Below are 25,882 nucleotides of genomic sequence, written 5' to 3'. Positions count from 1 at the left end.
ACACTCCGGCACAGGCTTGGCCAGCTCAGGCTTAAGGTCAAAACCGATCGGAAGGGTGAGGGATGGACCAGAAAATCATCGACCTGTACGACGAGTACACCCACAGGCCGCTGCCGCGCCGCGTCTTCCTGGAGCGGCTGGCGGTGCTGGCGGGCAGCGCGGCGGCCATTCCGGCGATCCTCTCTCAGATCGAGCCGAACTACGCCCTGGCCGCCGAGGTTCCGGAGGACGACAGCCGAATCGCCACGGACCGCGTCACCTTCCAGGGGGCGACCGGCGACGTTCAGGCCTACCGGGCCCGCCCGAAGCTGGCCGAGCAGGCGCCGTCGGTGGTGGTGATCCACGAGAACCGTGGCCTGAACCCTTACATCGAGGATGTGACGCGGCGGCTGGCGGTGGCCGGCTTCGTCGCCATGGCCCCGGATCTGCTGTCCCCGCTGGGCGGCACCCCGCAGGATCCCGACCGTGCCCGCGAGATGATCGGCCAGCTTGACCCCGACAAGACGGTGAACAACCTGATCGCGTCGATGAGCGACCTGATGGCCTACCGCTACTCCAACGCCAAGGTGGGGGCCATCGGCTTCTGCTGGGGCGGCGGCATGACAAACCGGCTGGCCATCAAGGCGCCGGACCTCAAGGCGGGCGTCGTCTTCTACGGCCCGGCGCCCGACCCGGCGCTGGTCACCACGATCAAGGCGCCGCTCCAGCTCCACTACGCTGGGCTGGACAACAATGTGAACGCCAAGGTGCCGGCTTATGAGGAGGCCCTGAAAAAGGGCGGCAAGTCCTACGAACTCTTCATGTACGACAACGTGAATCACGCCTTCCACAACGACACGTCGGCGGAGCGCTACAACAAGGAGGCGGCGGACCTCGCCTGGGGCCGGTCCGTGGAGTTCCTCAAGAAGAACCTGACCTGAGCGATCAGGCCCTTGTCAGGGCCGATGGGTGGCGGGCCGTGCGGAGGGCAGCTTCAGCACGGCCACCGCCAGCCCGGCAAGCACCAGAAGCGCGCCGGCCATCTTCAGCGGGGTGAAGCTCTCCCCCAGGACCAGCGCGCTGGAACTCATGCCGAAGACCGGCACCAGCAGCGAGAAGGGCGCCACCAGGCTCGCCGGGTAATGGCGCAGCAGGAAGCCCCAGGCGGCGAAGCCGAACAGCGTCGCTCCGAAGGCGATGTAGGCCACCGCTCCGACGCCCAGCGGAGTCAGATGCGTCAGGGCCTGCCACGCCCGGTCCGGCCCCTCCAACCCCAGCGACAGCAGCAGCAGCGGGATCGGCGGCACCACGCTGACCCACAGCATCATGCGGAACAGGTCCGGCGCCCTGGCCTGCTTCATCAGCAGGTTCGCCACGCCCCAGGTGGCCGCGGCGGCCATCACCAGCCCGAGCCCGAGCAGGGAATCGCCCGCCGGCATCTCCAGCGCGATCAGCCCGATCCCGGCGAAGGCCACCGCCATTCCCAGCACCTGCTTCGGTCCGGGCCGCTCCCCTAGAACCAGGGCGGCGAACAGGGCGGTGAAGAAGGCCTGCGACTGCAGCACCAGCGACGACAGCCCCGCCGGCATGCCGATGTCCATCCCGATGAACAGCAGCGAGAACTTCACCACCCCCAGCACCATCCCGATGCCCAGAATGAAGCGCCAGGGCACCGGCGGACCGCCGCCAACGCCCAGCACGAGAAGCGGCAGCGCCGCCAGAGCGAAGCGTAGGGCGCAGAACAGGATCGGCGGGAAATCCGCCAGCCCGACCTTGATCGCGACGAAGTTGAAGCCCCAGATCGCCGCGACGGCGACGGCAAGGCCGATGTGAGCGGTGCGCATGGGAGTGGAGGCTAGAGACGCACTGACTGTCGGTCAATGGGGGGCGGATGCACCCATTGCGGGTCAGACCTCCGAATCTGTTCACTTGTCGGTATGCAGGATGCGGCACTCGTCCAGGGCGGCCAGCGCCCAGGAGGAGCCGCCCAGATTGACGTCGCCGATCTCCGTGCCGCCGCCGTCCCGCTGCAGCGTCACCGCGCGCGACCGCATGAAGGGTTCGAACAGGTCCTCGTACTTTGGCAGTTCGACCGGAACCACCACGCCGCCGTCGGGCAGGGGGCTAGCCTCCAGCGCCATGGTCTCGCCATCGGGGAAGATGGCGGTCAGGCGGCTTTCCGTGTCCTTGTCGGCCTGGGCGTGCTGGTCGGCGTTGACCAGCATGGCCGCCCCCTTCGCCGTCGCCCGGAAGGAAAGGGGGGAGGAGTCGTCCGCCCGCGTGGCGTAGCAATAGGCCGATCCGGTCTTGGTCGCCGGATGCGCCCGCACGACCCAGCCCTTGTTCTGCGCGACGACGCGCCCCGGTGCGTCGGACAGGGGGGAGGCGGGCGCAACGGTCGGCGGCGGCCGGTGGGTCTGCTCCGCGGACGGTGCGGGGGCGCCGGTGGTCTGGCAAGCCGTGAGGAGCGTGGCCGCCAGCACCGCCAGGACGGCGCTGGAGCGGATGCGACGCATGGAACGGGTCATTCTCGGATCGTGGCTCTGCCTCTTTCGATAGCACGAACACGCATGATCGGGGAATCTTCCCTTACTTTCGACGGGGTTGGCGCATCGCCGCATGGCCGGGCCCGCGCTTGGTCCCTTGCAGTGCGGGACGGGATGCGCGACGACTAAGGGAGACGTCCCCCTTCGCTGGAACCGGTGCCCATCTCCGCCATGCCCCACACCGACTTCATCCACCTGCGCGTCCACTCCGCCTATTCCCTGTCCGAGGGCGCCATCAAGGTGAAGGAGCTGGTCAAGCTCTGCCAGAAGAAGGGGATGCCGGCGGTCGCCGTGACCGACACCGGCAACCTGTTCGGCGCGCTGGAGTTCGCGCTGGCCGCCGCAGATTCGGGCGTGCAGCCGATCATCGGCACGGTCCTGGGCATCACCCGAGTCGGTCCCGCCAACGGCAAGCCGGGCCTGCCGGGCAAGGCGGCGTCGGTCCCCGACCAGCTCGTCCTGCTCTGCCAGACCGACGAGGGCTACCGCAACCTGATGAAGCTGGTGTCCAAGGCCTTCCTGGAATCGGACCCGATGGCCGGGCCGCAGATCCCGCTGGACGCGCTGGAGGGCCATTCCGCCGGGCTGATCGCGCTGACCGGCGGTCCCGCCGGCTCGGTCGGGCGGCTGCTGGGCGAGGGGCAGAAGGATCTGGCGCTCGACGTGCTGGAGCGGCTGAAGCGGCTGTTCCCAGGCCGGCTCTATGTCGAGCTTCAGCGCCACCGCGACCATTTCGCGGTGATCGAGGACGCCATCGAGCCGGCGCTGATCGACCTCGCCTACGCTCATGACCTGCCGCTGGTCGCCACCAACGACTGCTATTTTGCGACCGAGGACATGTACGAGGCGCACGACGCGCTGCTCTGCATCGCCGAGGGCGCCTACATCAGCCAGACCGAGCGCCGCCGCCTGACCCCCGACCACCGCTTCAAGTCGGCCGAGGAGATGCGGGACCTGTTCAAGGACCTGCCGGAGGCGGTGGACAACACGGTCGCCATCGCCAAGCGCTGCTCCTTCCTGCTGAAGCCGATCAAGCCCATCCTGCCGCCCTTCCCCTGCGAGGGCGGCCGCGACGAGGGGGAGGAACTGCGCGCCCAGTCCCGCGAGGGCCTGGAGATGCGGCTGAACAGCGTCGTCTACACCCCGGACATGACGCCGGAGCAGCGGGCGGAGACCCGCAAGACCTATTTCGAACGGCTGGAGTTCGAGCTGGACGTCATCGTGTCGATGAAGTTCCCCGGCTACTTCCTGATCGTGTCGGACTTCATCAAATGGGCCAAGGCGCACGACATCCCGGTGGGGCCGGGCCGTGGTTCGGGCGCCGGCTCGGTCGTCGCCTGGGCGCTGACCATCACCGATCTGGACCCGCTGCGCTTCGGCCTGCTGTTCGAGCGATTCCTGAATCCCGAACGCGTGTCGATGCCCGACTTCGACGTGGACTTCTGCCAGGACCGCCGCGAAGAGGTGATCCGCTACGTCCAGGACAAGTACGGCTACGACCGCGTCGCCCAGATCATCACCTTCGGTAAGCTGCAGGCCCGCGCCGTGCTGCGCGACGTCGGGCGCGTGCTGCAGATGCCCTACGGGCAGGTGGACAAGATCTGCAAGCTGGTGCCGAACAACCCGGCCAACCCGGTGACGCTCCAGCAGGCGCTGGACAGCGAGGAGATGCTGCGCCAAGCCCGCGACGGCGACGAGACGGTGGCGCGCCTCGTCAACATCGCGCTGAAGCTGGAAGGGCTGTACCGCCACGCCTCGACCCACGCGGCGGGCGTGGTGATCGCCGACCGCCCGCTGCACGATCTGGTGCCGCTGTACCGGGACCCGCGATCCGACATGCCGGTCACCCAGTTCAACATGAAGTTCGTCGAGCAGGCCGGTCTGGTGAAGTTCGACTTCCTCGGCCTGAAGACGCTGACCGTGCTGAAGACGGCGGTGGACCTGATCGAGGACAAGCCGGACCTGACCACGGTCACGCTCGACGACCCCAGAAGCTACGAGATCCTCGGCCGCGCCGAATCGACCGGCGTGTTCCAGTTGGAAAGCTCGGGCATGCGCGACGTGCTGCGCCGGCTGAAGCCGAACCGGCTGGAGGACATCATCGCGCTGGTGTCGCTCTACCGCCCCGGCCCGATGGACAACATCCCCAAATACATCAAGGTGAAGAACGGGGAGGAGCTGCCCGACTACATGAACCCGGCCTTGGAGCCGATCCTGAAGGAGACCTTCGGGATCATGATCTACCAGGAGCAGGTCATGCAGATCGCCCAGGTGCTGTCCGGCTATTCGCTGGGCGGCGCCGATCTTCTGCGCCGCGCCATGGGCAAGAAGATCAAGGAGGAGATGGATAAGGAGCGCGACAAGTTCGTCGTCGGCGCCAAGGACAAGGGCGTGGACCCCGATCAGGCCAGCATGATCTTCGATCAGGTGGCCAAGTTCGCCGGCTACGGCTTCAACAAGAGCCACGCCGCCGCCTACGCCCTGGTCGCCTACCACACCGCCTATCTGAAGGCGAACCACCCGGTGGAGTTCATGGCGGCGTCGATGACGCTCGACCTCGGCAACACCGACAAGCTGAACGTCTTCCGGCAGGAGCTGGTGCGGCTGAAGATCAAGCTGCTGACTCCGGACATCAACAAGTCCGACAGCATCTTCGGGGTCGAGGCGCTGGCCGACGGCGCAAAGGCGGTGCGCTACGCGCTGGCCGCGGTGAAGGGCGTCGGCCTGCCCGCCATGAAGGCGGTGGTTGAGGAGCGGCGCAAGAACGGCCCCTACAGGAGCCTGTTCGATTTCGCCCGCCGCCTCGACCTGAAGACCATCAACAAGCGCCAGCTGGAGAACCTGACCTGCGCCGGCGCTTTCGACGGGATCAACCCCAACCGCGCCCAGGTGCATGCGGCGCTGGAGACGCTGATCCGTTACGCCCAGGCCGAGGCGGCCGAGCGCGACAGCGGCATCGGCAACCTGTTCGGCGGCGCTGGCGGAGGCCTGAAGGAGCCGGACCTGCCCAAGGTCAAGGAGTGGGAGCCGCTGGAGAAGCTGAAGCACGAGTTCGGCGCCATCGGCTTCTACCTGTCCGCTCACCCGCTGGACGCCTTCGCCGGTCCGCTGGCCCGCATGCGTGTGGTGCGCTCGGCGGACCTCGCCACGGCGGTGACCGGCGGCGGCTCGACCCGGCGCAGCGTCGCCGGCATCGTGGTCAGCCGCAAGGAGAAGACGGCGAAGTCGGGCAACCGTTTCGCCTTCGTGGAACTGTCCGACGGCAGCGGCGGCTATGAGGTGACGGTCTTCTCCGAGGTGCTGGCGACCAACCGCGACCTGTTGGAGGCCGGACGCCCGGTCCTGATGACCGTGGACGTCCAGACGAACGGCGAGGACATCCGTCTGACCTGCCAGGAGGTGAAGCCGCTGGAGGACGCCGTCGCCCAGGTTTCCGACGGTTTGAAGGTGGTGGTGCGCGACGGCGGTCCGGTGGAGAGCATCCGCGGCATGCTGGAGCGGCTGGCGCGCGGCAAGGGAAAGATCCACCTGCTGGTCGAGATCGACCCGTTGAAGGAGGTGGAGATCCAGCTTCCCGGTTCCTTCAACATCACCAACCAGAGCCGCGCCGCGCTGAAGGCGGTGCCGGGCGTGGTGGAGGTGGTGGAGCTGTAAGGAACGGCTCCTCCGTTGCGAAGCGGTACGCGCCGCAGCGCATTCCGGCCGAACCAATTGCCAAACCGGTGTTGCCAAAGCGGTTGCGGCGGGCTATGTAAGCGCCGTCGTCAAAACCTCACGCGGGCTGGCGGTCCCTCGGCTTTACCCCGATGGCCCGATCCGGTGTCCTGTCAAACGGACAGTGCCCGCGGCGGAGCAACCGGAAAAGGACTTTTCCAAATGGCTATTCCGTCTTTCACCATGCGCCAGCTGCTCGAAGCCGGCGTCCACTTCGGCCACCACACCCGCCGCTGGAACCCGAAGATGGGCACGTACATCTTCGGCGTGCGCAATGGTGTGCACATCATCGACCTGGAGCAGACCGTCCCGGCGCTGCACCGCGCCCTGCAGGCCGTCCGTGACGTCGTCGCCGGCGGCGGCCGCGTCCTGTTCGTCGGCACCAAGCGCCAGGCCCAGGAGAAGGTGGCCGAGGCCGCGTCGAAGTGCGGCCAGTACTACGTCAACCACCGCTGGCTCGGCGGCATGCTGACCAACTGGAAGACCATCTCCCAGTCGATCAAGCGCCTGCGCGAGATGGAAGAGCGCCTGGGCGGCGACACCTCGGGCCTGACCAAGCGCGAAATCCTCGAGCTGACCCGTGAGCGCGACAAGCTGGAGCGCGCGCTGGGCGGCATCAAGGAAATGGGCGGCCTGCCGGACGTCCTCTTCATCATCGACACCAACAAGGAGTCGATCGCCGTCAAGGAAGCCAACAAGCTCGGCATTCCGGTCATCGCGGTGATCGACAGCAACTCCGATCCGGACGGCGTGGCCTTCCCGATCCCGGGCAACGACGACGCCCTGCGCGCGATCGACCTGTACTGCGAGCTGGTGAACGGCGCCGTGCTCGACGGTCTGCAGGCCGAGATGAGCGCCGCCGGCATCGACGTCGGCTCCAGCGAGGAGGCTCCGGCCGAGCAGCTGCCGGAAGCCGAAGCGGAAGAGGCCGCGCCGGCTGAGCAAGCCCAGGCCTGATCCCGGTGATACGGGGCAGCCGGGCCTTATGACCTATGGCCCGGCTGCCTTTTTTATGAGTTGTTTGGATCAACCCGATCCGCTTGGATCTGTTCGGAAGGAAGAGGGCGAAACCATGGCCGAGATTACCGCCGCGCTCGTCAAGGAACTGCGCGAGAAGACCGGCGCGGGCATGATGGACTGCAAGAAGGCGCTGGCCGAGACCCAGGGCGACCTCGAGGGCGCCGTTGACTGGCTGCGCAAGAAGGGCCTCGCCGCCGCCGCCAAGAAGTCCGGCCGCGTCGCCGCCGAGGGTCTGGTCGCCGTCGCCACCGCCGGCACCGCGGGTGCCGTCGTCGAGGTGAACGCCGAGACCGACTTCGTCGCGCGCAACGACAAGTTCCAGGCCTTCTCCCTGAAGGCCGCCGAGCTGGTCCTGTCCGGTTCGGGCGACGTCGAGGGTCTGAAGGGCACCGCCTATCCGGACGCCGGCCGCACGGTCCAGGAAGAGCTGACCAACCTGATCGCCACCATCGGCGAGAACATGAACATCCGCCGCTCGGCCAAGCTGTCGGTTCCGGCGGGCGTCGTCGTGTCCTACGTCCACTCGGCCATCGCGCCGGGCCTCGGCAAGATCGGCGTTCTGGTCGCCCTGGAGTCGACCGGCGACACCGCCAAGCTGAACGAGCTGGGCAAGCAGGTCGCGATGCACATCGCCGCCGCCCGTCCGGACGCCCTGGACATCGCCGACGTCGACACTTCCGCGCTGGAGCGTGAGCGCAACGTGCTCGCCGAGCAGGCCCGCGCCTCCGGCAAGCCAGAGAATATCGTCGAGAAGATGCTCGAAGGCCGCATCCGCAAGTACTACGAGGAAGTGGTGCTGCTGGAGCAGACCTACGTGATCGACGGCGAGACCAAGGTCCGCAAGGTCGTGGAGAACGCCGCCAAGGACGTCGGCGCCCCGGTCAAGGTGACGGGCTTCGTCCGCTTCGCGCTGGGCGAGGGCATCGAGAAGGCGGAGAGCGATTTCGCCGCCGAAGTCGCCGCCGCCGCCGGCCAGAAGTAAGGACCCGGCGACCCGCCGCACGCACTCTTCACACCAACCGGGAGAAAGCCCCCCATGGCCCAGACCACCGGGACCACCGAGCCGGCTGACGGCGTCCGCTTCAAACGAGTCCTGCTGAAGGTGTCGGGCGAGGCGTTGATGGGTCAGCGCGACTACGGCCTCGACCCGGAGGTGGTCAACCGCGTCGCCAACGAGGTGAAGGCGGTGATCCAGCTGGGCGTCCAGGTCAGCCTGGTCATCGGCGGGGGCAACATCTTCCGCGGCGTGAAGGGTGCGGCGAGCGGCATGGAGCGCGCCTCAGCCGACTATATCGGGATGCTCGCCACCGTCATGAACGCCCTGTCGATGCAGAGCGCTCTGGAGCGGATGGGTGTCGCGACCCGCGTGCAGTCGGCCATTCCCATGTCGTCGGTGTGCGAGCCGTACATCCGGCGCCGCGCCATCCGGCACATGGAGAAGGGGCGCGTGGTGATCTTCGCCGCCGGAACCGGCAACCCCTTCTTCACAACCGACACCGCCGCCGCTCTGCGTGCGTCGGAGATGGGCTGCGATGCCCTGCTGAAGGGCACGCAGGTGGACGGCGTCTACACCGCCGACCCGAAGAAGGTGAAGGACGCCGAGCGTTACGAGCGCCTGAACTATCTCGAAGTCCTGGCGAACGATCTGCAGGTGATGGACGCTTCCGCGATCTCCCTGGCGCGTGAAAGCCACATCCCCATACTCGTGTTCTCGATCCACACACCCGGTGCTTTCGCCGAAGTGATGCAGGGCCGGGGCAAGTTTACGATCATCAACGAAGAAACGGAGTGAGCCCGTGGCTGCGCCCGATGCATCGGATCTCAAGCGCCGCATGGAAGGAGCGCTTGAGGCGTTTCGCAAGGAGTTGAGCGGTCTGCGCACCGGCCGCGCCTCCGCCAGCCTGCTTGAGCCCGTCACCATTGAGGCTTACGGCGCCAGGATGCACCTCAAGGAGGTCGGCACCGTCAGCGTGCCGGAGCCGCGCCTGATCGTCGTGCAGGTGTGGGACCGCGGCATGGTCAAGGCCGTGGAGAAGGGCATCCGAGATTCGGGTCTCGGCCTGAACCCGCAGACGGAAGGCCAGTCGATCCGCGTGCCGTTGCCCGACCTGACGCAGGAGCGCCGCAAGGAGCTGGCCAAGGTCGCCCACAAATACGCCGAGCAGGCTCGCGTCGCCGTGCGCAACGTGCGCCGCGACGGCATGGACAGCCTGAAGAAGGCGGAGAAGGCCGGCGACATCTCGCAGGACGAGCACAAGGGGCTCGGCGAGAAGGTCCAGGCGCTGACCGACCAGTACATCAAGCTGGTCGACGATGCGCTTGCGGCGAAAGAAAAGGACATTATGCAGGTCTGACGGCATGCGCGACGCGGAAGACAGCCGCCCCCTGCGCCCGCCCGCGCACGTGGCCGTGATCATGGACGGCAACGGGCGTTGGGCGAAGTCCAGAGGGCTGCCCCGCACCGCCGGCCATAAAAAGGGCGTGGACGCCGTCCGCCGGACGGTCGAAGCCGCGGGCGACCTGGGGATCGGCTATCTGACGATCTTCAGCTTCTCGTCCGAGAACTGGCGTCGGCCGGAGGAGGAGGTGTCCGACCTCATGCAGCTCCTGCGCTTCTACCTGCGCAGCGAGATTGCCGACCTCCACCGGAACGGCGTGCGCCTGCGCGTCATCGGCGACCGGGCCCGCTTGTCCAAGGACATCGTCGGCCTGATCGAGAACGCCGAGAATCTGACCCGCGACAACCGCAAGCTGACCCTCGTGGTGGCGTTGAGCTATGGCTCCCGCCAGGAGATCACGCTGGCGGCTCGGCGCTTGGCCGAAGAGGTGAAGGCGGGGACGCTCGATCCCGCGGACATCACCGAGGACCGGCTGTCCGAACGCCTGTTCACCGCCGACATCCCGGACCCCGACCTGATCGTCCGCACCAGCGGCGAGAAGCGCATCAGCAACTTCCTGCTCTGGCAGGCGGCGTATGCCGAGCTGGTCTTTGTGGACACGCTCTGGCCTGACTTTTCCAAGCGTGACCTGGAGGCGGCGATTGAAGAGTTCCACCGACGGGAACGTCGCTTCGGCGCAACCACCGGCACCCGCTAAATCCGGCGACCTGAAGACGCGCGCCATCTCGGCGCTCGTCCTGGCTCCGCTTGTCCTGGCCGCGGTCTGGGCCGGCGGCTGGATTTTCCACGCCCTGATCGCGCTCGGCGCCGTGGCCTCCGCCGTGGAGTGGGGCAACCTCGTTCCCTGCCGCCGCAAGGCTGCCGCCATCGCGTTATCGGTGGCCGGCGTCCTGCTGGCCCTTACCGCGCAGATCGCCGCCGGGCCGTGGGCGGCCGTGGTCGTCGCCATCCTGGCCACGGCCGGTGTCGCGCTGGCCTCGGGCGGGCCTGACCGCGGTCTGTCCGGAGGCGGCGTCCTCTACGTCGTGGCCGGTCTGGCCGGTCTGATGTGGCTGCGCGACGATCCGGAGTCCGGCCTCGCGCTGTTCCTCTTCACCATGCTCGGCGTCTGGGCGACCGACATCGGCGCCTACGCCGCCGGACGCACCATCGGCGGGCCGAAGCTGGCCCCGCGCATCAGTCCGAAGAAGACATGGGCCGGTCTGATCGGCGGCATGGCCTCCTCCGCCCTGGTGGGGTGGGGGGTGGCTCTGGCGGCCGGCGCGCAACGGCCGTTGCTGGCTCTTGCGGTGGGTGCCGTTCTGGCTGTGGTGGCGCAAGCGGGCGACCTCTTCGAATCCGCGGTCAAGCGCCGTTACAACGTGAAGGACAGCGGCCATCTCATTCCTGGTCACGGGGGAATCCTGGACCGCATCGACGGGCTGCTCGCCGCGGCCCCGGTGCTGGCCCTGTTCCACGCGACCATCGGCATGGCAATCGCATGGTGGTGACGGGGTCATGGTTGTGAAGGCTGAAGAGGCGGGGAATGCGCCGCGCCGCGTGACGATCTTCGGTTCGACCGGATCGGTCGGCACGCAGACGGTGGACCTCGTCGCCCGCGATCCGGAGCGCTTCCCGGTGGAGGCGCTGACCGCCAACCGCAACGTTGCCCTCCTCGCCGAGCAGGCGCGGCAACTCCGCCCGAAGCTGGCCGTGGTCGCCGACCCCGCCGCCTACGCCGACCTCAAGGAGGCGCTGGCCGGTACCGGCGTGGAGGCCGCCGCCGGCCCCCAGGCGGTGGCCGAGGCCGCGGAGCGTCCCGCCGAATGGGTGATGGCCGCCATCGTCGGCGCCGCCGGGCTGGAGCCCACGCTGGCCGCCGTGCGCCGCGGCGCCTGCGTCGCCTTCGCCAACAAGGAGGTGCTGGTCTGCGCCGGCGCCCTGATGATGGAGGAGGTGCGCCGCCACGGCGCCAACCTGCTGCCGGTCGACAGCGAGCATTCGGCGATCTACCAAGTCTTCGACTTCGACCGGCTGGACAGCGTCCAGCGCCTGATCCTGACGGCTTCCGGCGGCCCCTTCCGGACGAAGGACCGCGCCTTCATGGCCACGGCGACGCGCGAGCAGGCGGTCGCCCACCCGACCTGGGAGATGGGCGCCAAGATCTCCATCGACAGCGCCACCATGATGAACAAGGGGCTGGAGATCATTGAGGCGCATTTCCTCTTCGGTGTTCCCGAGGAGAAGATCGACGTGCTGGTCCACCCCCAATCGGTCGTGCATTCGCTCGTCGAGTATGTGGACGGCTCGGTCCTGGCGCAGCTCGGCACGCCGGACATGCGCACGCCGATCGCCTACGCGCTCGGCTGGCCGGCGCGCATCCCGACGCCCGCCGAACGGTTGGACCTCGTCAAGGCCGCAACCTTGACCTTCGAGGCGCCGGACCCCGACCGATTCCCGGCCCTGAGGCTCGCCCGGGCCGCCTTGCAAAGCGGTGGGGGCGCTCCTACTATTCTCAGTGCCGCCAACGAGGTGGCCGTGCAGGCGTTTCTCGACCGCCGGATCGGCTTTCTCGACATCGAACGGATCGTCGAGGGGGTGTTGGGCACGCTGCCGCACCGGCCGCTCCGCGACCTTGGCGCGGTGCGCGACACCGACGCCGAGGCGCGCCGCGTGGCGGCCGACCGGGTCGCGGCCCTGGCACGCTGAGTCTTTTTCCGGGCGCGGACCGCGAAGGAACCGCTCCGGGATGCAAAAGGATGTGATGGACGTCATGGGCGGCTTCGGGACCACGCTTCTGTCTTTTCTGCTGGTCCTCACCGTGCTCGTGTTTGTGCACGAACTCGGTCACTACCTCGTGGCGCGCCGCAACGGCGTGCGGATCGAGGTCTTCTCCATCGGTTTCGGGCCTGAGCTGTTCGGCTGGACCGACCGCTCGGGAACGCGCTGGAAGTTCAGCGCGATCCCTCTCGGCGGCTATGTGAAGATGTTCGGCGACGCCGACCCGGCGAGCACGCCCGGCGCCCACACGCAGAGCATGAGCGCCGAGGAGCAGGCGGTCTCCTTCCACCACAAGCGGCTCGGACAGCGAGCGGCCATCGTGGCGGCGGGACCCATCGCGAATTTCCTGTTCGCCATCGTCGCCCTGACCATCCTCTTCGCCACCGCCGGCCAGTCCTTCACCCCGCCGGACGTCGGCGGCGTGCAGCCGGGCAGCGCCGCGGAGCGCGCCGGGCTGCAGCCCGGCGACCTGATCGTCTCGATCAACGGCAGCGGCATTCAGCGATTCGAGGAAATCCGGCAGATCGTCTCCATGCAGCCGGGGGCGCCGCTGGAGATGGTGGTGCAGCGCGACGGGCGCTCGGTCAACCTGACGGCGACTCCGGACGTGCGCGAGGTCACCGACCGACTCGGCAACACCCACCGCATCGGCCAGCTCGGCATCATGCGCGGCGGGGCGGAGACGAAGCGCCACGACCCGCTGACCGCGCTGTGGCAGGCGGGACGGGAGGTCGTCGGCATGGTCTCCGGCACCTTCGTGGCGCTGGGACAGATGATCGAGGGTTCGCGCGGCACCGAGGAGCTGGGCGGACCGCTGCGCATCGCCCAGATGTCCGGCGAGGTCGCGCAATCCGGCTGGTATCCGCTGATCTGGTTCATGACCTTCCTGTCCGTGAACCTCGGCATGATCAATTTGTTTCCGGTTCCGCTGCTTGACGGCGGCCATCTGATGTTTTACGCCCTTGAAGGACTCCGTGGGCGTCCTCTCGGACCTAAAGCGCAAGAATACGGTTTCCGCATCGGGCTTGCTTTGGTATTAACGCTCATGGTTTTCGCCACGTGGAACGATCTTGTTCAGCTTCGCGTGGTGGATTTCTTTAGGGGGCTCATTTCCTGAGGGATGCCCCCAAAGCCAGGGAGCGAGCTTTGCGGGTGTCGAGCAGGGTTCTGGCGTTCGGCCTGATGGCCGGTTGCGCCATGACGACGGTTTCTCTTGCCCTTTCCCACGCAGCCTGGGCCCAGGCGGGCGCGCCCAAACCGGGCGCGGCGAAATCCGCCGCGTTCGGCGATGGGACGCTGGTGGCGCAGATGTTCTCGGGCGGCACCATCCGGGACATCCGGGTGGAAGGCGTTCAGCGCATCGAGCCGACGACGGTCCGCTCCTACCTCGCGGTGGCGCCCGGCGATCCCTTCGATCCCGACCGCATCGACCAGTCGCTGAAGGCCCTGTTCAACACGGGCCTGTTCGCCGACGTCGTGCTGAAGCGCGACGGCGACGCGCTGGTGGTGCAGGTGGCGGAAAACCCCATCATCAACCGCATCGCCTTCGAGGGGAACCGGCGCATCGAGAAGGAGAACCTGGAGAAGGAAATCCAGCTCCGTCCCCGCGTCGTCTACACCCGCACGCGTGTCCAGAGCGACGTGCAGCGCATCCTGGACATCTACCGCCGCCAGGGCCGCTTCGCCGCGACGGTCGAGCCGAAGATCATCCAGCTCGACCAGAACCGCGTCGATCTGGTGTTCGAGATCAACGAGGGTGTGCGCACCGGCGTGCGCAGCATCACCTTCATCGGCAACGAGAAATTCTCCGACGGGACGCTGCGCGAGGCGATCCAGACGCGGGAAAGCGCCTGGTGGCGCTTCATGACGTCGGACGACAACTACGATCCGGACCGCCTGAACTACGACCGCGACCTGCTGCGCCGCTACTACCTCAAGGAAGGCTACGCCGACTTCCGCGTCGTCTCCGCCGTGGCGGAGCTGACGCCGGACCGCGAGGACTTCGTCATCACCTTCACGGTGGACGAGGGCGAGCGCTACAAGTTCGGCAAGATGGACATCAGCACCTCCCTGAAGGCGTTGGACCCGGAGCAGCTGCGCAGCGTGCTGAGCACGCGCGAGGGCGACTGGTACAACGCTCAGGAGGTGGAGAACACCATCACCAAGCTGTCCAACGCCGTCGGTGACCTGCAATACGCCTTCGTGGACGTCCGCCCGCGCATCTCGCGCAACCGCGACAACCAGACCATCGACATCGTCTACGACATCGTCGAAGGCCCGCGCGTCTTCGTGGAGCGCATCGACGTGACCGGCAACGTCCGCACGCTGGACAAGGTGGTCCGGCGCGAGATGCTGCTGTCCGAAGGCGACCCGTTCAGCACGACCAAGCTGCGCCGTTCCGAGCAGCGCATCAAGGACCTGGGCTATTTCGAGCGCGTCAACATCACCACCGCGGAAGGCTCGGCGCCCGACCGCACCGTGATGAACGTCGAGGTGACCGAGCAGTCCACCGGTGAAATCTCCATCGGCGCCGGCTACTCGACCTCGGACGGTCCGCTGGCCGACTTCTCGATCCGCGAGCGCAACCTGCTGGGCCGCGGCCAGGATCTGCGCTTCGGCGCCACCGTGTCGGGCAGCCGCCAGGAATACGACGTCTCCTTCACGGAGCCTTATTTCCTGGACCGCGACCTGTCCGCCGGTTTCGACCTGTTCCGCATCACCCGCGACTATCAGGACGAAAGCTCCTTCGACGAGAAGAGCACCGGCATGGCCCTGCGCATGGGCTATCCGCTGACGGAGAACCTGCGCCAGCGCGTCTACTACCAGCTCCAGAACACCGACATCACCAGCGTTCCCAGCTCGGCCTCCCGGTACATTCAGGACCAGAAGGGCTCGCGCCTGACCTCGCTGATCGGGCAGGAGTTGACGTACGACCGCCGCAACAGCCGCCTGAACCCGACCGAAGGTTATTACATCCGGTTGACGAACGATCTCGCAGGTCTGGGTGGCGACGCCCGCTTCCTGCGCAATCGTCTCGGCGCCGGCTATTACCTGCCGCTGTTCGACGAGAGCTGGGTCGTCAGCGCCACCGGCGAGGTCGGCTACATCGTCGGCATCGGTGACGACGGCATCGCCCTGTCCGATCGCTTCTTTATCGGCGGTGACACGCTGCGTGGTTTCAACACCGCCGGCATCGGCCCGCGCGACCTGCGCACCGGCGACGCCCTGGGCGGCACCCGCTATTACCGCGGGTCGGTCGAGATGACCTTCCCGGTCGGCCTGCCCGAGGAATTCGGGCTGAAGGGCCATGCCTTCACCGACGTCGGCACGCTGGGCAAGGTCGACATCAACGATCCGCTCGTCCCCGACGACGAATCGGTCCGCCTGTCGGTCGGCACCGGCTTGTCCTGGCGCTCGCCCTTCGGGCCGATCCGCCTTGACTTTGCGGTCCCGATTCTCAAGGAAGATTACGACAAGAAAGAGATCTTCCGCTTCAGCTTTGGAACCAGGTTCTAACATGCAGTTCAGCAAGCTCAGGGCGCTGGTCGCCGCCGGTGCGGTGTTGGCGGGCGTCGCGATGGCGACGCCGTCCTTCGCCCAGGACAAGCCGACCGACAACCTCAAGGCGCCGGTCATCGCCGTGGTCGACGTGCAGAAGATCATGCAGGAGTCGAACGCCTCCAAGGGCGTCTCGAAGTCCTTCGAAACGCTGCGCGAGACCTACCAGAAGGAAATCGCCTCGCTGGAGGACAAGCTGCGCAAGTCCGAGGAGGAACTGCGCAAGCAGCAGACCGTGCTGGCTCCGGACGCGCTGGCCAACAAGCGCCGCGACTTCGAGAAGCAGGTCGGCGAGGTCCAAAAGACGGTGCAGAGCCGCAAGCGCGCCCTGGAAAACGCGCTGAACGAGGCGATGGCCGTCGTCCACAAGAACATGGTGGAGATCGTGGCAGACGTCGCGCGCGAGCGCGGCGCCAATCTGGTTCTCGCCCGCCAGCAGTTCGTCCTGGTCGACACCCAGCTCGACGTCACCGACGTCGTGCTGGAGCGGGTGAACAAGAAGCTGCCCCAGGTCGCGCTGACCGTTCCCAAGCAATAAGGCGCGTCGGAACAAGCCGCCACGCTTCCGCAGGGAGGCGTGGCGGCTTTTTGTTTGCGCAAAGGGGGGACCGGAATGCCGTCGGCGTCGGGATTGCCAAATCCCCGGAAATGGGGCACAAGGGGCTTCGTCCCGGGCCGCCGCAGGCGCGGCGCGGGACGTTCTCGTGGATTTTGAAAGGCGGGCGGCCGGACCATGGATGTGACGGCGGACAACAAGAAGATAGCCGACCTCGACATCATGCGGATCATGGAAATGATCCCGCATCGCTATCCGATTCTGATGATCGACCGGGTGATCGACATCACCCTGGGTGAAAGCGCCACCGGCGTGAAGAACGTCACCATCAACGAGCCGTTCTTCCAGGGGCACTTCCCGTCGCGGCCGGTGATGCCGGGCGTGATGATCATCGAGGCGATGGCGCAGACCTCCGCCGTGCTGGTGGTCGCCACGCTGGGCAAGGAATCCGAGGGCAAGCTCGTCTATTTCATGACCGTGGACGAGGCACGTTTCCGCCGCCCGGTCACGCCCGGCGACACCATCCACATCCACGTGACCAAGCAGCGCCAGCGCGCCAACGTGTGGAAGTTCAAGGGCGAGGCCAAGGTCAACGGTGTCCTGGTCGCCGAAGCCGTCTATTCTGCCATGATCCTGGACGAGAAATGAGCGTTTCCATTCACCCGACGGCGGTCGTCGATCCGGCCGCCACGCTGGGCGAAGACGTTTCCATCGGTCCCCTCTGCGTGGTCGGGCCGGATGTCCAACTGGGCGACCGCGTGCGCCTGACCTCCCACGTGGTGGTCGAGGGACGCACGCGCATCGGCGACGACTCGGTGATTTATCCGTTCGCGTCCATCGGCCACCGCCCGCAGGACCTGAAATTCAAGGGTGAACCGTCCGAGCTGATCGTCGGGCGCAACAACCAGATCCGTGAGCATGTCACCATGAGCCCCGGCACCGAGGGCGGCGGCATGGTCACGCGGGTCGGCGACAACGGCCTGTTCATGGTCGGCGTCCACGTCGCCCATGACTGCGTCGTCGGCAACAACGCAGTCCTGGCGAACAACGCCACGCTGGCCGGCCATGTCCATCTGGGCGACTTCGTGACCATCGGCGGTCTGTCGGCGGTCCGCCAGTTTGTCCGCATCGGCTCGCACGCCATGATCGGCGGCATGTCCGGCGTGGAGAAGGACGTGATCCCCTACGGCCTCGTCATGGGCGACCGCGCCCGTCTGGCCGGCCTGAACCTCGTCGGGCTGGAGCGTCGCGGCTTCCAGAAGGATGAGATCCACGCCCTGCGCGCCGCCTACCGTCTGCTGTTCGGCAACGAGGGCACCTTCGCCGAGCGCATGGAGGAGGTCGGGCGCGACATGGGGCAGCAGACGCTGGTCGCCGATGTGCTGACCTTCGCGCGGGCCTCGCGGTCGCTCTGCCAGCCGCGCGAGGGCTGAGGAGCCGTCCGGGCTCCGTTTCCTTGTTCTGTTCCGTGGGAGAGTCCCGGCCATGTCGCAGCCTCTTCCCAAGCTCGGCATCCTGGCGGGCGGCGGCACGTTGCCGGCCCGCATCGCCGCCGCGGTGCGCGGCCAGGGGCGCGAGGTCTTCGTCGTCGCCTTCGACGGCCACACCGACCCCGCCACCGTCGTGGGCCTTCCTCATCTGTGGAGCCGTTTCGGCGCCGCCGGCAGCATCATCGACCGGTTGAAGAAGGAGAAGGTTGGGGAGCTGGTCTTCGCCGGACCGGTGCGCCGGCCGTCATTCACCGAGCTTCTTCCCGACTGGTACACCACCAAGTTCCTCGCCAAGGTCGGCACCCGCGCGCTCGGCGACGATGGACTGCTGCGCTCCGTCGCGCGCGAACTCGAAGGGGAGGGGTTCCGCGTGGTCGGTCTGCACGAACTCCTGGGCGAGCTTCTGACCCCGGCTGGGCCGGTGGGCCGGCTGCGTCCGGACGGCGAGGCGGAGCGCGACATCGCCCGCGCGGTCGAGGTCGCCCGCACACTCGGCGCTCTGGACGTCGGGCAGGGCGCCGTGGTGCAGCAGGGGATCGTGCTCGCCGTCGAGGCCATCGAGGGCACCGACGCCATGCTGGCCCGCTGCGCCGGGCTGGCGCGTCCCGGTTCGGGCGGCGTGCTGGTCAAGGTGAAGAAGCCGCAGCAGGACCGCCGCCTGGACCTGCCCACCATGGGGGTGACGACCGTAGAGAACGCCGCCCGCGCCGGCCTGCGCGGCATCGCGGTGGAGGCGGGCGGCAGCCTGCTGGTCGACCGCGCCGCGGTGGCCGAGGCCGCCGACCGCCTGGGTCTGTTCGTCGTCGGCATCACCGTTGCGTCGGAGACCCGGTCGTGAGCGATCCGTTGATTTTCCTGATCGCCGGAGAACCCTCCGGCGACGCGCTGGGCGCGCGGCTGATGGCCGCCTGCAAGCGGCTGACCGGCGGACGGGTGCGCTTCGCCGGCATCGGCGGCGAGAAGATGGTTGCCGAGGGGCTGGACAGCCTGTTCCCGATGGGCGAGCTGACCCTGTTCGGCGTGTTCGAACTGCTGCCCCATCTGCCGAACCTGCTGCGCCGCATCGACCAGACGGTTGCGGAAATCCTGCGGCTGCGGCCCGACGCGGTGGTGGGCATCGATTCACCGGGCTTCACGGTGCGGGTGTCCAAGCGGGTCAAGGCACAGGCGCCGGAGATTCCGCTCATCCACTATGTGGCGCCCACCGTCTGGGCGTGGAAGCCGAAGCGCGCCGCCAAATACGCGGCGATCTACGATCATCTGCTGGCCATCCTGCCCTTCGAGCCGCCCTATTTCGAGAAGGAAGGGCTTCCCTGCACCTTCGTCGGCCATTCGGTGGTGGAGAGCGGCGCCGGGCATGGCGACGCGCGGCGCTTCCGGGAGGCCCATGGGCTGGCACCGGAGGCGCGTGTCGTCGCCGTCCTGCCGGGCAGCCGGAAGGGCGAGGTGTCCCGCCTCCTTTCCGACTTCCGCGCCACGCTCGAACGTCTGCTGCCGTCTCATCCGGAATTGGTCGCCGTCGTGCCGACCGTGGCGACGGTGCGTGACCGCGTGGCGGCGGAAGTGGCGGGCTGGCCGATGCCCACCATCCTCGTCGAGGGCGACGGCCCGAAATACGATGCCTTCGCGGCGGCGGAGGCCGCGCTGGCGGCGTCCGGGACGGTGGCGCTGGAACTGGCGCTGGCGCGCCTGCCGACGGTGATCGCCTACCGCCTCAACCCGGTGACGGTGGCCTTGTACCGGCGGCTGATCCGGGTCAAATACGTCAATCTGGTCAATCTGATGCTCGACCGCATGCTGGTGCCGGAACTGCTTCAGGAGGACTGCCGTCCCGACCGGCTGGCGTCCGAACTCGGCCGGCTGCTCGACGATCCCGCCGCCCGTGCGGCGCAGATCGACGGGGTGGTCGAGGTGGCGCACTGGCTGGGGCAGGGCGGAACGCCGCCCAGCGAACGCGCCGCCCAGGTCGTGCTGGAGGTTGCCGCCGGCCAGCTGGATAAGACGAGAGCGCAAGAACCCGCTTGGGAGAAGAGACCATGAGCCAATTCCGCCTGCTGCACACGATGCTCCGGGTCTATGATCTGGAGAAGTCGCTGGACTTCTACACCCGCCTGCTCGGCATGAAGCTGCTGCGCCGCAACGACTATGAGGGCGGACGCTTCACGCTGGCCTTCGTCGGCTACGGCGATGAGAAGGACACCGCCGTCCTGGAGCTGACCCACAACTGGGACCAGGCCGAGCCCTACGCCATCGGCACCGCCTACGGCCACATCGCGCTGGGCGTTCCCGACATCTACGCCACCTGCGAGCAACTCGCCAAGGAAGGCGTCAAAATTCCGCGTCCGCCCGGCCCGATGAAGCACGGCACCACCGTGATCGCCTTCATCGAGGACCCGGACGGCTACAAGGTCGAGCTGATCGAGACGAAGTAAGCAGTCTCACAGCGTTTTGTAGAAGAGGACGGTGTCGTGGAAGGCGCCGTCCGCTTCCACCGTGTAGCCGGGAATCAGCCCGGCCCGCTGCCAGCCCGTCGCCTCGTAGAAGGGCTCGCCGCGGTCGCCCTTCAGCGTATCGAGCACCAGGAGCGACCGGCCCAGACCACGGGCGGTGTCCTCCACCGCCGTCATCAGCCGTCGCGCGACTCCGTTCCGGCGGTGGCGGGTGAAGACGAGCAGCTTCTGCACCTCGGCGCGGTGCGCGCCGTTCGGCTTGCTGCAGAGTGCCAACTGCACGCTTCCCAGCAACTCTCCCTCCGGCCCACGGCCGATCAGCAGACGGTGCGCGCCGCCCGACAGCAGCTTGGCCACGCCGTCCCAGAAGGCCCGCTTCCAATGAGGGGCCAGCGGGGCGTGGTAGCCCACCGAAGCGCCGCTGTTCACGGCGTCCTCCAGAAGGGCTTCCAGTTCCGCGCGCAGGCGGCCGTCATCGAGAGTGGAGGCGTCGGTGATGGACAAGGTCATCGTCATGGGAAGGGCCGGAATGGTTCAGATTCTGCGCCTAAGCCTGCCCGCCGCTCCGCCGGTCCACAATTGACTTCGCAGGGCATGGGTGTGAGGAATCCTCACACGACCTACAGAGACGCCGCCGATGCCGCGCCTTCCCTTTACCGCCTTGGCCGCCTTCGAAGCGGCGTCCCGCCACGGCAGCATGACGCGCGCCGCCGACGAGCTTGGCCTGACACATGGCGCGGTCAGCCGACAGGTGGGTGATCTGGAGAAGCGGCTGAATGTCCGTCTGTTCGATCGCACCCCGCAGGGGCTTCACCTGACCGACGCCGGGCGCGATCTCGCGCAGGCCTGCACCGCCGGGCTGGGGCGGGTTCAGGAGAGTTGGGACCGCATCGCTGGACAAGGGCCGGAACGGCTGCGCATTGCCGCGCCGCGCACTTGGGCGGCCTTGTGGCTGGTGCCGCGTCTGGGGCGCTTCCTGGATGGCCGGCCGGGCCTGCGGCTGGACATCGAGGGGGGCAACACGGATCGCGCGTCGGAGGCCGAGGCGGGCTGGGCGGTCATCCGCTACGTGCGCGGCGGCGATCCGGGTCCCGACGGGACGCTGCTGTCGGAAGAGCCGCTGTTTCCGGTCTGTGCGCCGTCGCTGGCCGAGCGGCTGTCCGGTCCAGCCGACCTGTCCCGCCAGACGCTGCTGCATTATCAGGCGTCGCCGGACTGGAGTCTGTGGCGCGCCGGCAGCGGGGTAAGTCTGTATGGAGCGGGCAGCCTGAGCTTCTCGGAATCGGTGATGGTGATCCAGGCGGCCATGGCTGGGCAGGGGATCGCGCTGGGGCGCCCATCGCTGGTGCTGGAGGCGCTGGAAGCGGGACGGCTCGTCTGCCCCTTCGGACCGGCGGTGCCTTGCGGCGACCGCTACGTGCTGACCGCCCCGGCCGAAGGGCGGGGGCGCGGCGTGCTCCGCGCCTTCCGGTACTGGTTGCTGGCGGAGGCCGCGGCGGATCGGTCGCGGCTGGAGCGGCTCGGCATACCGTGTCCGCAGGGCACCGCTGGCGCCTGAGTCCGTTTCGTGGTTATATCCGCCATCGGATGGATTTGGAGCGGAGACACGCCCTCATGCTGCGCCTTTACGACAACCTGTCTTCCGGAAACGGCTACAAGTGCCGCCTGCTGCTGCACAAGCTCGGCATTCCCTATGAGCGGATCGAACTGGACATCGACCGGGCGGAAACGCGCACCCCGGAATTCCTGGCCCGGAATCCGAACGGCCGCATCCCGACCCTGCAATTGGAGGACGGCAGCCATCTGCCGGAATCCAACGCGATCCTGTGGTATCTGGCGGAAGGCACGCCCTATCTGCCCGACGACCGCGAAGGCCGCGCGCGGGTTCTGCAATGGATGTTCTTCGAGCAGTACAGCCACGAGCCGAACATCGCGACCGTGCGCTTCTGGATCACGCACCATGTGGAGATGACGGAGGAGCGCAAGCTGGGGCTGGTGACCAAGCGCCGGCTCGGCTACGACGCCTTGGGCGTCATGGAGGGGCATCTGGCGGAGCGGCGGTTCTTCGTGGGCGACCGTTTCAGCATCGCCGACATCGCGCTCTACGCCTACACGCACGTGGCGGAGGAGGGTGGGTTCGACCTGTCCGGCTATCCGGCGGTGCGCGCATGGATGGAGCGTGTGGCGGCGGAAGGGCCGCACATCCCGATCACCCAGAGCTAAGAGGTCAGATCAGCACCACCGCGGCGATCATCGCCACAATCACCGCATAAAAGACGATGCGGCGAAGCCGCCGCGACAGCGGCGGCTTGTTGTCGTTCGCGACCGGCTGGCCCTGACGGACCCGCCGCGCCGGAACAATGAACGCAGCCGGGCTGCGGGCGGCTCCGTCGGAGCCACCCGTCCCGATGTGTGCTGTCGGCCGGTTAGCCACGCTCGGCCAGCGGGATGAAGTCCCGCTTGGTCGCGCCGGTGTAGAGCTGACGCGGACGGCCGATCTTCTGGACCGGGTCCTCGATCATCTCCTTCCACTGGGAGATCCAGCCGACGGTGCGCGCCACGGCGAACAGCACGGTGAACATGCTGGTCGGGAAGCCCATCGCCTTCAGGATGATGCCCGAGTAAAAGTCGACGTTCGGGTACAGCTTCTTCTCGACGAAGTACGGGTCTTCGAGGGCGATCTTCTCCAGCTCCATCGCGATGTCGAGGAGCGGCTCGTCCTTGATGCCCAGCTCGGCCAGAACCTCATGGCAGGTCTTGCGCATGACCTGGGCGCGCGGGTCGTAGTTCTTGTAGACCCGGTGACCGAAGCCCATCAGGCGGAAGTTGTCGTTCTTGTCCTTGGCGCGGCGGACGATCTCCGGGATGCGATCGACGGAGCCGATCTCCTCCAGCATCTTCAGCACGGCCTCGTTGGCGCCGCCGTGGGCCGGACCCCACAGCGAGGCGATGCCGGCGGCGATGCAGGCGAACGGGTTGGCGCCCGACGAGCCGGCCAGACGGACGGTCGAGGTCGAGGCGTTCTGCTCGTGGTCGGCGTGCAGGATGAAGATCTTGTCCATGGCCTTGGACAGGACCGGGTTGACCTTGTACGGCTCGCACGGCGTGCCGAAGGTCATGTAGAGGAAGTTCTCGGCGTAGGACAGGTCGTTGCGCGGGTACATGAACGGCTGGCCGACCGAGTACTTGTAGGCCATCGCGGCGATCGCCGGGATCTTGGCGATCAGGCGGTGCGCGGCGATCTTGCGCTGCACCGGGTCCTCGATGTCCGTCGAGTCGTGGTAGAAGGCCGACAGCGCGCCGACGACGCCGCAGAGAACCGCCATCGGGTGGGCGTCGCGGCGGAAGCCGCTGTAGAAGCGGGTCAGCTGCTCGTGCACCATCGAGTGGCCGCGCAGGATGCCCTCGAACTCTTCCTTCTCGGCGGCGTTCGGCAGGTGGTTGTTGAGGAGGAGGAAGCAGACCTCCGGGAAGGTCGCGTGCTCGGCAAGGTCGTCGATGGCATAACCGCGGTGCAGCAGAACACCCTCATCACCGTCGATGTAGGTGATCTTGGACTCGCAGCTGCCCGTCGAAGTGAAACCCGGATCGTAGGTGAAACAACCGGTCTCGGCGTAGAGCTTGCGGATGTCGATCACGTCCGGACCCGTGCTTCCCTTCATCACGGGCAGGCTGACCTGCTTGCCAGTCCGGTTGTCGATCAGGGTGAAGGTATCGGCCTTGTCCGCGGTTTGGGTCATCTCGGCACGTCCTTATCTTTAGGGTTGGGGCTTAACGCCCTTTTCGAATGCGCGCAGCATAGTTCTATGCCGGGCGGATATCAACGCACGGAAGTTATCCCCGTGCTGCAGTTGCGGCATCCTTCATCCGGGCCAGCGTTTCCGCCCGGCCGAGGAGTTCCGCCACCTCGAAGATGGGCGGCGACACGGTGGAACCGGTGAGCGCGGCGCGCAGCGGCTGGGCGATCTTGCCCAGCTTTTCACCCCGCTCCTCGGCGAAGGCACGCACCAGCCCTTCCAGGGCGGCGGCAGTGAAGTCCGTCTCAGCCTCGAAGCGGGCGGCGAGGTCCATCAGGACGCCGCGGCCCTTCTCGTCCAGCAGCGCGGCGGCCTTCTCGTCCATCGCCAGCGGACGGGCGGCGAGGTAGAAGCGGGCGCTCTGCGCCAGATCGACCACGGTGCGGGCGCGCTGCTTCAGCCCGTTCATGGCGCGGGTCAGCAGATCGCGTTCCGACTCGGTCAGCGCGCGGCCAAGCTCGGCCTCCAGCCGCGGGGCGGCCAGACCCACGAGGCGGGTGTCGTCGGCCTGCCGCATGTAGTGGGCGTTCAGATTCTCCAGCTTGGCGAAGTCGAAGCGCGAGGGGGAGCGCCCGATGCCCTCCAAATTGAACCACTCCACGGCCTGTTCGGTCGAAATGATCTCGTCGTCGCCGTGCGCCCAGCCGAGCCGCAGCAGGTAGTTGCGGATCGCCTCCGGCAGGTAGCCCATGTTGCGGTAGGCGTCGACGCCCAGCGCGCCGTGGCGCTTCGACAGCTTGGCGCCGTCCGGACCGTGGATCAGCGGGATGTGGCCGAACTCCGGCAGCTCCCAGCCCATGGCGTTGTAGATCTGGATCTGGCGGAAGGTGTTGGTCAGGTGGTCGTCGCCGCGGATGACGTGGGTCACGCCCATGTCATGGTCGTCCACCACCACCGCCAGCAGATAGGTCGGGGTGCCGTCGGCGCGCAGCAGGATCAGGTCGTCGAGCTGGGCGTTCTGAACCGTCACCTCGCCCTGGACGCGGTCCTTCAGGACCGTCTCGCCTTCCTGCGGCGCTTTCAGGCGGATCACCGGCTTCACGCCGGCCGGAGCCTCGGACGGGTCGCGGTCGCGCCAGCGCCCATCGTAGCGCACCGGCTGGCCCGCGGCCTTCTGGGCAGCGCGCATCTCCTCCAGCTCCTCGGGGCTCGCGTAGCAGTAATAGGCGCGGCCGGCGGCCAGCATCTGCTGCGCCACCTCGGCGTGGCGGTCCTTGCGGGCGAACTGGCTGACCGCGTCGCCGTCCCAGTCGAGGCCGAGCCAGGACAGGCCGTCGAGGATGGCGTCCACCGCGGCGTCCGTCGAGCGCTGGCGGTCGGTGTCCTCGATGCGCAACAGGTACGTGCCGCCGTTGCGGCGGGCGTACAGCCAGTTGAACAGCGCGGTGCGGGCACCGCCGATATGGAGAAAGCCGGTAGGCGACGGGGCGAAGCGGGTGACGACGGTCATGGGAGGCTCAATTCCGGGTTCGGCGCTGCTACAGTGCTGCGGCGGCCGAGATGCGGCGGCTGCGGTGCGACTGCGGTGGTGCGGTGGTGTAACACATTAACGGCGCCGGAGGCATTTGCCTTGCGCGCATAGGCGACAGTATGGCCCACGGGGTTGAAGAGGG

General features: G+C 67.5%; 25 protein-coding genes. 19 read left to right on the top strand and 6 right to left on the bottom strand.

The window, feature by feature from the left end; translation table 11 throughout:
• Positions 1–62 precede the first annotated feature (62 nt).
• On the top strand, positions 63–920 hold the full coding sequence (locus tag H1Q64_RS12785) for a dienelactone hydrolase family protein (protein WP_145684920.1): 858 nt from the start codon (positions 63–65) through the stop codon (positions 918–920).
• Positions 921–935: 15 nt separating this feature from the next.
• Here H1Q64_RS12785 and H1Q64_RS12780 read toward each other — a convergent pair whose 3' ends face one another.
• Positions 936–1,823, bottom strand: a complete 888-nt coding sequence (locus H1Q64_RS12780; RefSeq protein WP_237903795.1) for an EamA family transporter — start codon at positions 1,821–1,823, stop codon at positions 936–938.
• A gap of 81 nt (positions 1,824–1,904) precedes the next feature.
• A complete protein-coding gene (locus H1Q64_RS12775; RefSeq protein WP_237903794.1) occupies positions 1,905–2,507 on the bottom strand; it encodes a hypothetical protein in 603 nt (200 codons plus the stop codon).
• A gap of 189 nt (positions 2,508–2,696) precedes the next feature.
• On the opposite strand from H1Q64_RS12775, the gene dnaE reads away from it, so the two are divergent.
• The 16 genes from dnaE to gloA all read left to right on the top strand — a co-directional run bounded on the left by dnaE (position 2,697) and on the right by gloA (position 20,454).
• A complete protein-coding gene (gene dnaE / locus H1Q64_RS12770) occupies positions 2,697–6,179 on the top strand; it encodes a DNA polymerase III subunit alpha (protein ID WP_237903793.1) in 3,483 nt (1,160 codons plus the stop codon).
• 222 nt (positions 6,180–6,401) lie between these two features.
• Positions 6,402–7,196 carry a 30S ribosomal protein S2 gene (rpsB, locus tag H1Q64_RS12765; RefSeq protein ID WP_145678218.1) on the top strand — a complete coding sequence of 265 codons (795 nt, stop codon included), beginning with the start codon at positions 6,402–6,404 and terminating at the stop codon, positions 7,194–7,196.
• 115 nt (positions 7,197–7,311) lie between these two features.
• Positions 7,312–8,241, top strand: coding sequence for a translation elongation factor Ts (tsf, locus tag H1Q64_RS12760; protein WP_237903792.1), 930 nt, complete (start codon positions 7,312–7,314; stop codon positions 8,239–8,241).
• A gap of 54 nt (positions 8,242–8,295) precedes the next feature.
• Entirely contained in the window at positions 8,296–9,051 is a 756-nt protein-coding gene (pyrH, locus tag H1Q64_RS12755; RefSeq protein ID WP_237903791.1) for a UMP kinase, read from the top strand.
• A gap of 4 nt (positions 9,052–9,055) precedes the next feature.
• Positions 9,056–9,613 (top strand): ribosome recycling factor, encoded by a 558-nt coding sequence (gene frr / locus H1Q64_RS12750; protein WP_237903790.1) that lies wholly within the window; start codon positions 9,056–9,058, stop codon positions 9,611–9,613.
• Positions 9,614–9,617: 4 nt separating this feature from the next.
• Positions 9,618–10,355: an isoprenyl transferase gene (locus H1Q64_RS12745; RefSeq protein ID WP_237903789.1), complete on the top strand. Its 738-nt coding sequence runs from the start codon at positions 9,618–9,620 to the stop codon at positions 10,353–10,355.
• Positions 10,300–11,148 (top strand): phosphatidate cytidylyltransferase, encoded by an 849-nt coding sequence (locus H1Q64_RS12740; RefSeq protein ID WP_237903788.1) that lies wholly within the window; start codon positions 10,300–10,302, stop codon positions 11,146–11,148. Before H1Q64_RS12745 ends, H1Q64_RS12740 begins: the two co-directional genes overlap by 56 nt.
• Before the next feature lie 7 nt (positions 11,149–11,155).
• Positions 11,156–12,346 (top strand): 1-deoxy-D-xylulose-5-phosphate reductoisomerase, encoded by a 1,191-nt coding sequence (locus H1Q64_RS12735; RefSeq protein WP_237903787.1) that lies wholly within the window; start codon positions 11,156–11,158, stop codon positions 12,344–12,346.
• Positions 12,347–12,401: 55 nt separating this feature from the next.
• Positions 12,402–13,535, top strand: a complete 1,134-nt coding sequence (gene rseP, locus H1Q64_RS12730) for an RIP metalloprotease RseP (protein ID WP_014240157.1) — start codon at positions 12,402–12,404, stop codon at positions 13,533–13,535.
• A 29-nt stretch (positions 13,536–13,564) separates the two neighbouring features.
• On the top strand, positions 13,565–15,934 hold the full coding sequence (bamA, locus tag H1Q64_RS12725; RefSeq protein ID WP_237903785.1) for an outer membrane protein assembly factor BamA: 2,370 nt from the start codon (positions 13,565–13,567) through the stop codon (positions 15,932–15,934).
• A gap of 1 nt (position 15,935) precedes the next feature.
• Positions 15,936–16,514 carry an OmpH family outer membrane protein gene (locus H1Q64_RS12720; protein ID WP_237903784.1) on the top strand — a complete coding sequence of 193 codons (579 nt, stop codon included), beginning with the start codon at positions 15,936–15,938 and terminating at the stop codon, positions 16,512–16,514.
• A 195-nt stretch (positions 16,515–16,709) separates the two neighbouring features.
• Positions 16,710–17,180, top strand: coding sequence for a 3-hydroxyacyl-ACP dehydratase FabZ (fabZ, locus tag H1Q64_RS12715; protein WP_035673111.1), 471 nt, complete (start codon positions 16,710–16,712; stop codon positions 17,178–17,180).
• On the top strand, positions 17,177–17,965 hold the full coding sequence (gene lpxA / locus H1Q64_RS12710; RefSeq protein ID WP_237903783.1) for an acyl-ACP--UDP-N-acetylglucosamine O-acyltransferase: 789 nt from the start codon (positions 17,177–17,179) through the stop codon (positions 17,963–17,965). The genes fabZ and lpxA overlap by 4 nt, the downstream gene beginning before the upstream one ends.
• Positions 17,966–18,017: 52 nt before the next feature.
• Positions 18,018–18,860 carry an LpxI family protein gene (locus H1Q64_RS12705; RefSeq protein WP_237903782.1) on the top strand — a complete coding sequence of 281 codons (843 nt, stop codon included), beginning with the start codon at positions 18,018–18,020 and terminating at the stop codon, positions 18,858–18,860.
• Positions 18,857–20,062: a lipid-A-disaccharide synthase gene (gene lpxB / locus H1Q64_RS12700; protein WP_237903781.1), complete on the top strand. Its 1,206-nt coding sequence runs from the start codon at positions 18,857–18,859 to the stop codon at positions 20,060–20,062. The genes H1Q64_RS12705 and lpxB overlap by 4 nt, the downstream gene beginning before the upstream one ends.
• Positions 20,059–20,454: a lactoylglutathione lyase gene (gene gloA / locus H1Q64_RS12695; RefSeq protein WP_014240164.1), complete on the top strand. Its 396-nt coding sequence runs from the start codon at positions 20,059–20,061 to the stop codon at positions 20,452–20,454. Before lpxB ends, gloA begins: the two co-directional genes overlap by 4 nt.
• A 6-nt stretch (positions 20,455–20,460) precedes the next feature.
• Here the strand turns inward: gloA and H1Q64_RS12690 are convergent, their stop codons facing one another.
• Positions 20,461–20,988, bottom strand: a complete 528-nt coding sequence (locus H1Q64_RS12690; protein WP_237903780.1) for a GNAT family N-acetyltransferase — start codon at positions 20,986–20,988, stop codon at positions 20,461–20,463.
• 121 nt (positions 20,989–21,109) lie between these two features.
• Between H1Q64_RS12690 and H1Q64_RS12685 the strand changes: the two genes are divergently transcribed.
• Positions 21,110–22,030, top strand: a complete 921-nt coding sequence (locus tag H1Q64_RS12685) for a LysR substrate-binding domain-containing protein (RefSeq protein ID WP_237903779.1) — start codon at positions 21,110–21,112, stop codon at positions 22,028–22,030.
• A gap of 56 nt (positions 22,031–22,086) precedes the next feature.
• The gene (locus tag H1Q64_RS12680) at positions 22,087–22,695 is read left to right on the top strand and encodes a glutathione S-transferase family protein (RefSeq protein ID WP_237903778.1); all 609 of its coding nucleotides are present in this window, start codon (positions 22,087–22,089) and stop codon (positions 22,693–22,695) included.
• A 4-nt stretch (positions 22,696–22,699) separates the two neighbouring features.
• On the opposite strand, the gene H1Q64_RS12675 is transcribed toward H1Q64_RS12680, so the two are convergent.
• From H1Q64_RS12675 to gltX, 3 genes are all read right to left on the bottom strand, one after another.
• Positions 22,700–22,906: a hypothetical protein gene (locus H1Q64_RS12675; protein WP_149166386.1), complete on the bottom strand. Its 207-nt coding sequence runs from the start codon at positions 22,904–22,906 to the stop codon at positions 22,700–22,702.
• Complete coding sequence (gene gltA, locus H1Q64_RS12670; RefSeq protein WP_038528311.1) at positions 22,899–24,212, bottom strand: citrate synthase; 1,314 nt, start codon at positions 24,210–24,212, stop codon at positions 22,899–22,901. The genes H1Q64_RS12675 and gltA overlap by 8 nt, the downstream gene beginning before the upstream one ends.
• Before the next feature lie 94 nt (positions 24,213–24,306).
• Positions 24,307–25,719 (bottom strand): glutamate--tRNA ligase, encoded by a 1,413-nt coding sequence (gene gltX, locus H1Q64_RS12665; RefSeq protein WP_237903777.1) that lies wholly within the window; start codon positions 25,717–25,719, stop codon positions 24,307–24,309.
• Positions 25,720–25,882 lie beyond the last annotated feature (163 nt).

The sequence above is a fragment of the Azospirillum brasilense genome, from assembly GCF_022023855.1.
In the GTDB taxonomy this organism is placed as follows: domain Bacteria; phylum Pseudomonadota; class Alphaproteobacteria; order Azospirillales; family Azospirillaceae; genus Azospirillum; species Azospirillum brasilense_F.
Note: the sequence above shows the minus strand (reverse complement) of the source record. Positions and strands in the feature narration are given on the sequence as shown.

Bases quoted from the DNA above. Each gene is read 5' to 3' on its own strand.
- pyrH (WP_237903791.1), top strand. From the start codon at position 8,296: ATGGCCCAGACCACCGGGACCACCGAGCCGGCTGACGGCGTCCGCTTC.
- H1Q64_RS12685 (WP_237903779.1), top strand. From the start codon at position 21,110: ATGCCGCGCCTTCCCTTTACCGCCTTGGCCGCCTTCGAAGCGGCGTCC.
- rseP (WP_014240157.1), top strand. From the start codon at position 12,402: ATGGACGTCATGGGCGGCTTCGGGACCACGCTTCTGTCTTTTCTGCTG.
- fabZ (WP_035673111.1), top strand. From the start codon at position 16,710: ATGGATGTGACGGCGGACAACAAGAAGATAGCCGACCTCGACATCATG.
- H1Q64_RS12720 (WP_237903784.1), top strand. From the start codon at position 15,936: ATGCAGTTCAGCAAGCTCAGGGCGCTGGTCGCCGCCGGTGCGGTGTTG.
- tsf (WP_237903792.1), top strand. From the start codon at position 7,312: ATGGCCGAGATTACCGCCGCGCTCGTCAAGGAACTGCGCGAGAAGACC.
- dnaE (WP_237903793.1), top strand. From the start codon at position 2,697: ATGCCCCACACCGACTTCATCCACCTGCGCGTCCACTCCGCCTATTCC.
- H1Q64_RS12680 (WP_237903778.1), top strand. From the start codon at position 22,087: ATGCTGCGCCTTTACGACAACCTGTCTTCCGGAAACGGCTACAAGTGC.
- lpxA (WP_237903783.1), top strand. From the start codon at position 17,177: ATGAGCGTTTCCATTCACCCGACGGCGGTCGTCGATCCGGCCGCCACG.
- rpsB (WP_145678218.1), top strand. From the start codon at position 6,402: ATGGCTATTCCGTCTTTCACCATGCGCCAGCTGCTCGAAGCCGGCGTC.
- H1Q64_RS12785 (WP_145684920.1), top strand. From the start codon at position 63: ATGGACCAGAAAATCATCGACCTGTACGACGAGTACACCCACAGGCCG.
- H1Q64_RS12775 (WP_237903794.1), bottom strand. From the start codon at position 2,507: ATGACCCGTTCCATGCGTCGCATCCGCTCCAGCGCCGTCCTGGCGGTG.
- gloA (WP_014240164.1), top strand. From the start codon at position 20,059: ATGAGCCAATTCCGCCTGCTGCACACGATGCTCCGGGTCTATGATCTG.
- H1Q64_RS12690 (WP_237903780.1), bottom strand. From the start codon at position 20,988: ATGACGATGACCTTGTCCATCACCGACGCCTCCACTCTCGATGACGGC.
- H1Q64_RS12780 (WP_237903795.1), bottom strand. From the start codon at position 1,823: ATGCGCACCGCTCACATCGGCCTTGCCGTCGCCGTCGCGGCGATCTGG.
- H1Q64_RS12705 (WP_237903782.1), top strand. From the start codon at position 18,018: ATGTCGCAGCCTCTTCCCAAGCTCGGCATCCTGGCGGGCGGCGGCACG.
- H1Q64_RS12735 (WP_237903787.1), top strand. From the start codon at position 11,156: ATGGTTGTGAAGGCTGAAGAGGCGGGGAATGCGCCGCGCCGCGTGACG.
- gltX (WP_237903777.1), bottom strand. From the start codon at position 25,719: ATGACCGTCGTCACCCGCTTCGCCCCGTCGCCTACCGGCTTTCTCCAT.
- H1Q64_RS12745 (WP_237903789.1), top strand. From the start codon at position 9,618: ATGCGCGACGCGGAAGACAGCCGCCCCCTGCGCCCGCCCGCGCACGTG.
- gltA (WP_038528311.1), bottom strand. From the start codon at position 24,212: ATGACCCAAACCGCGGACAAGGCCGATACCTTCACCCTGATCGACAAC.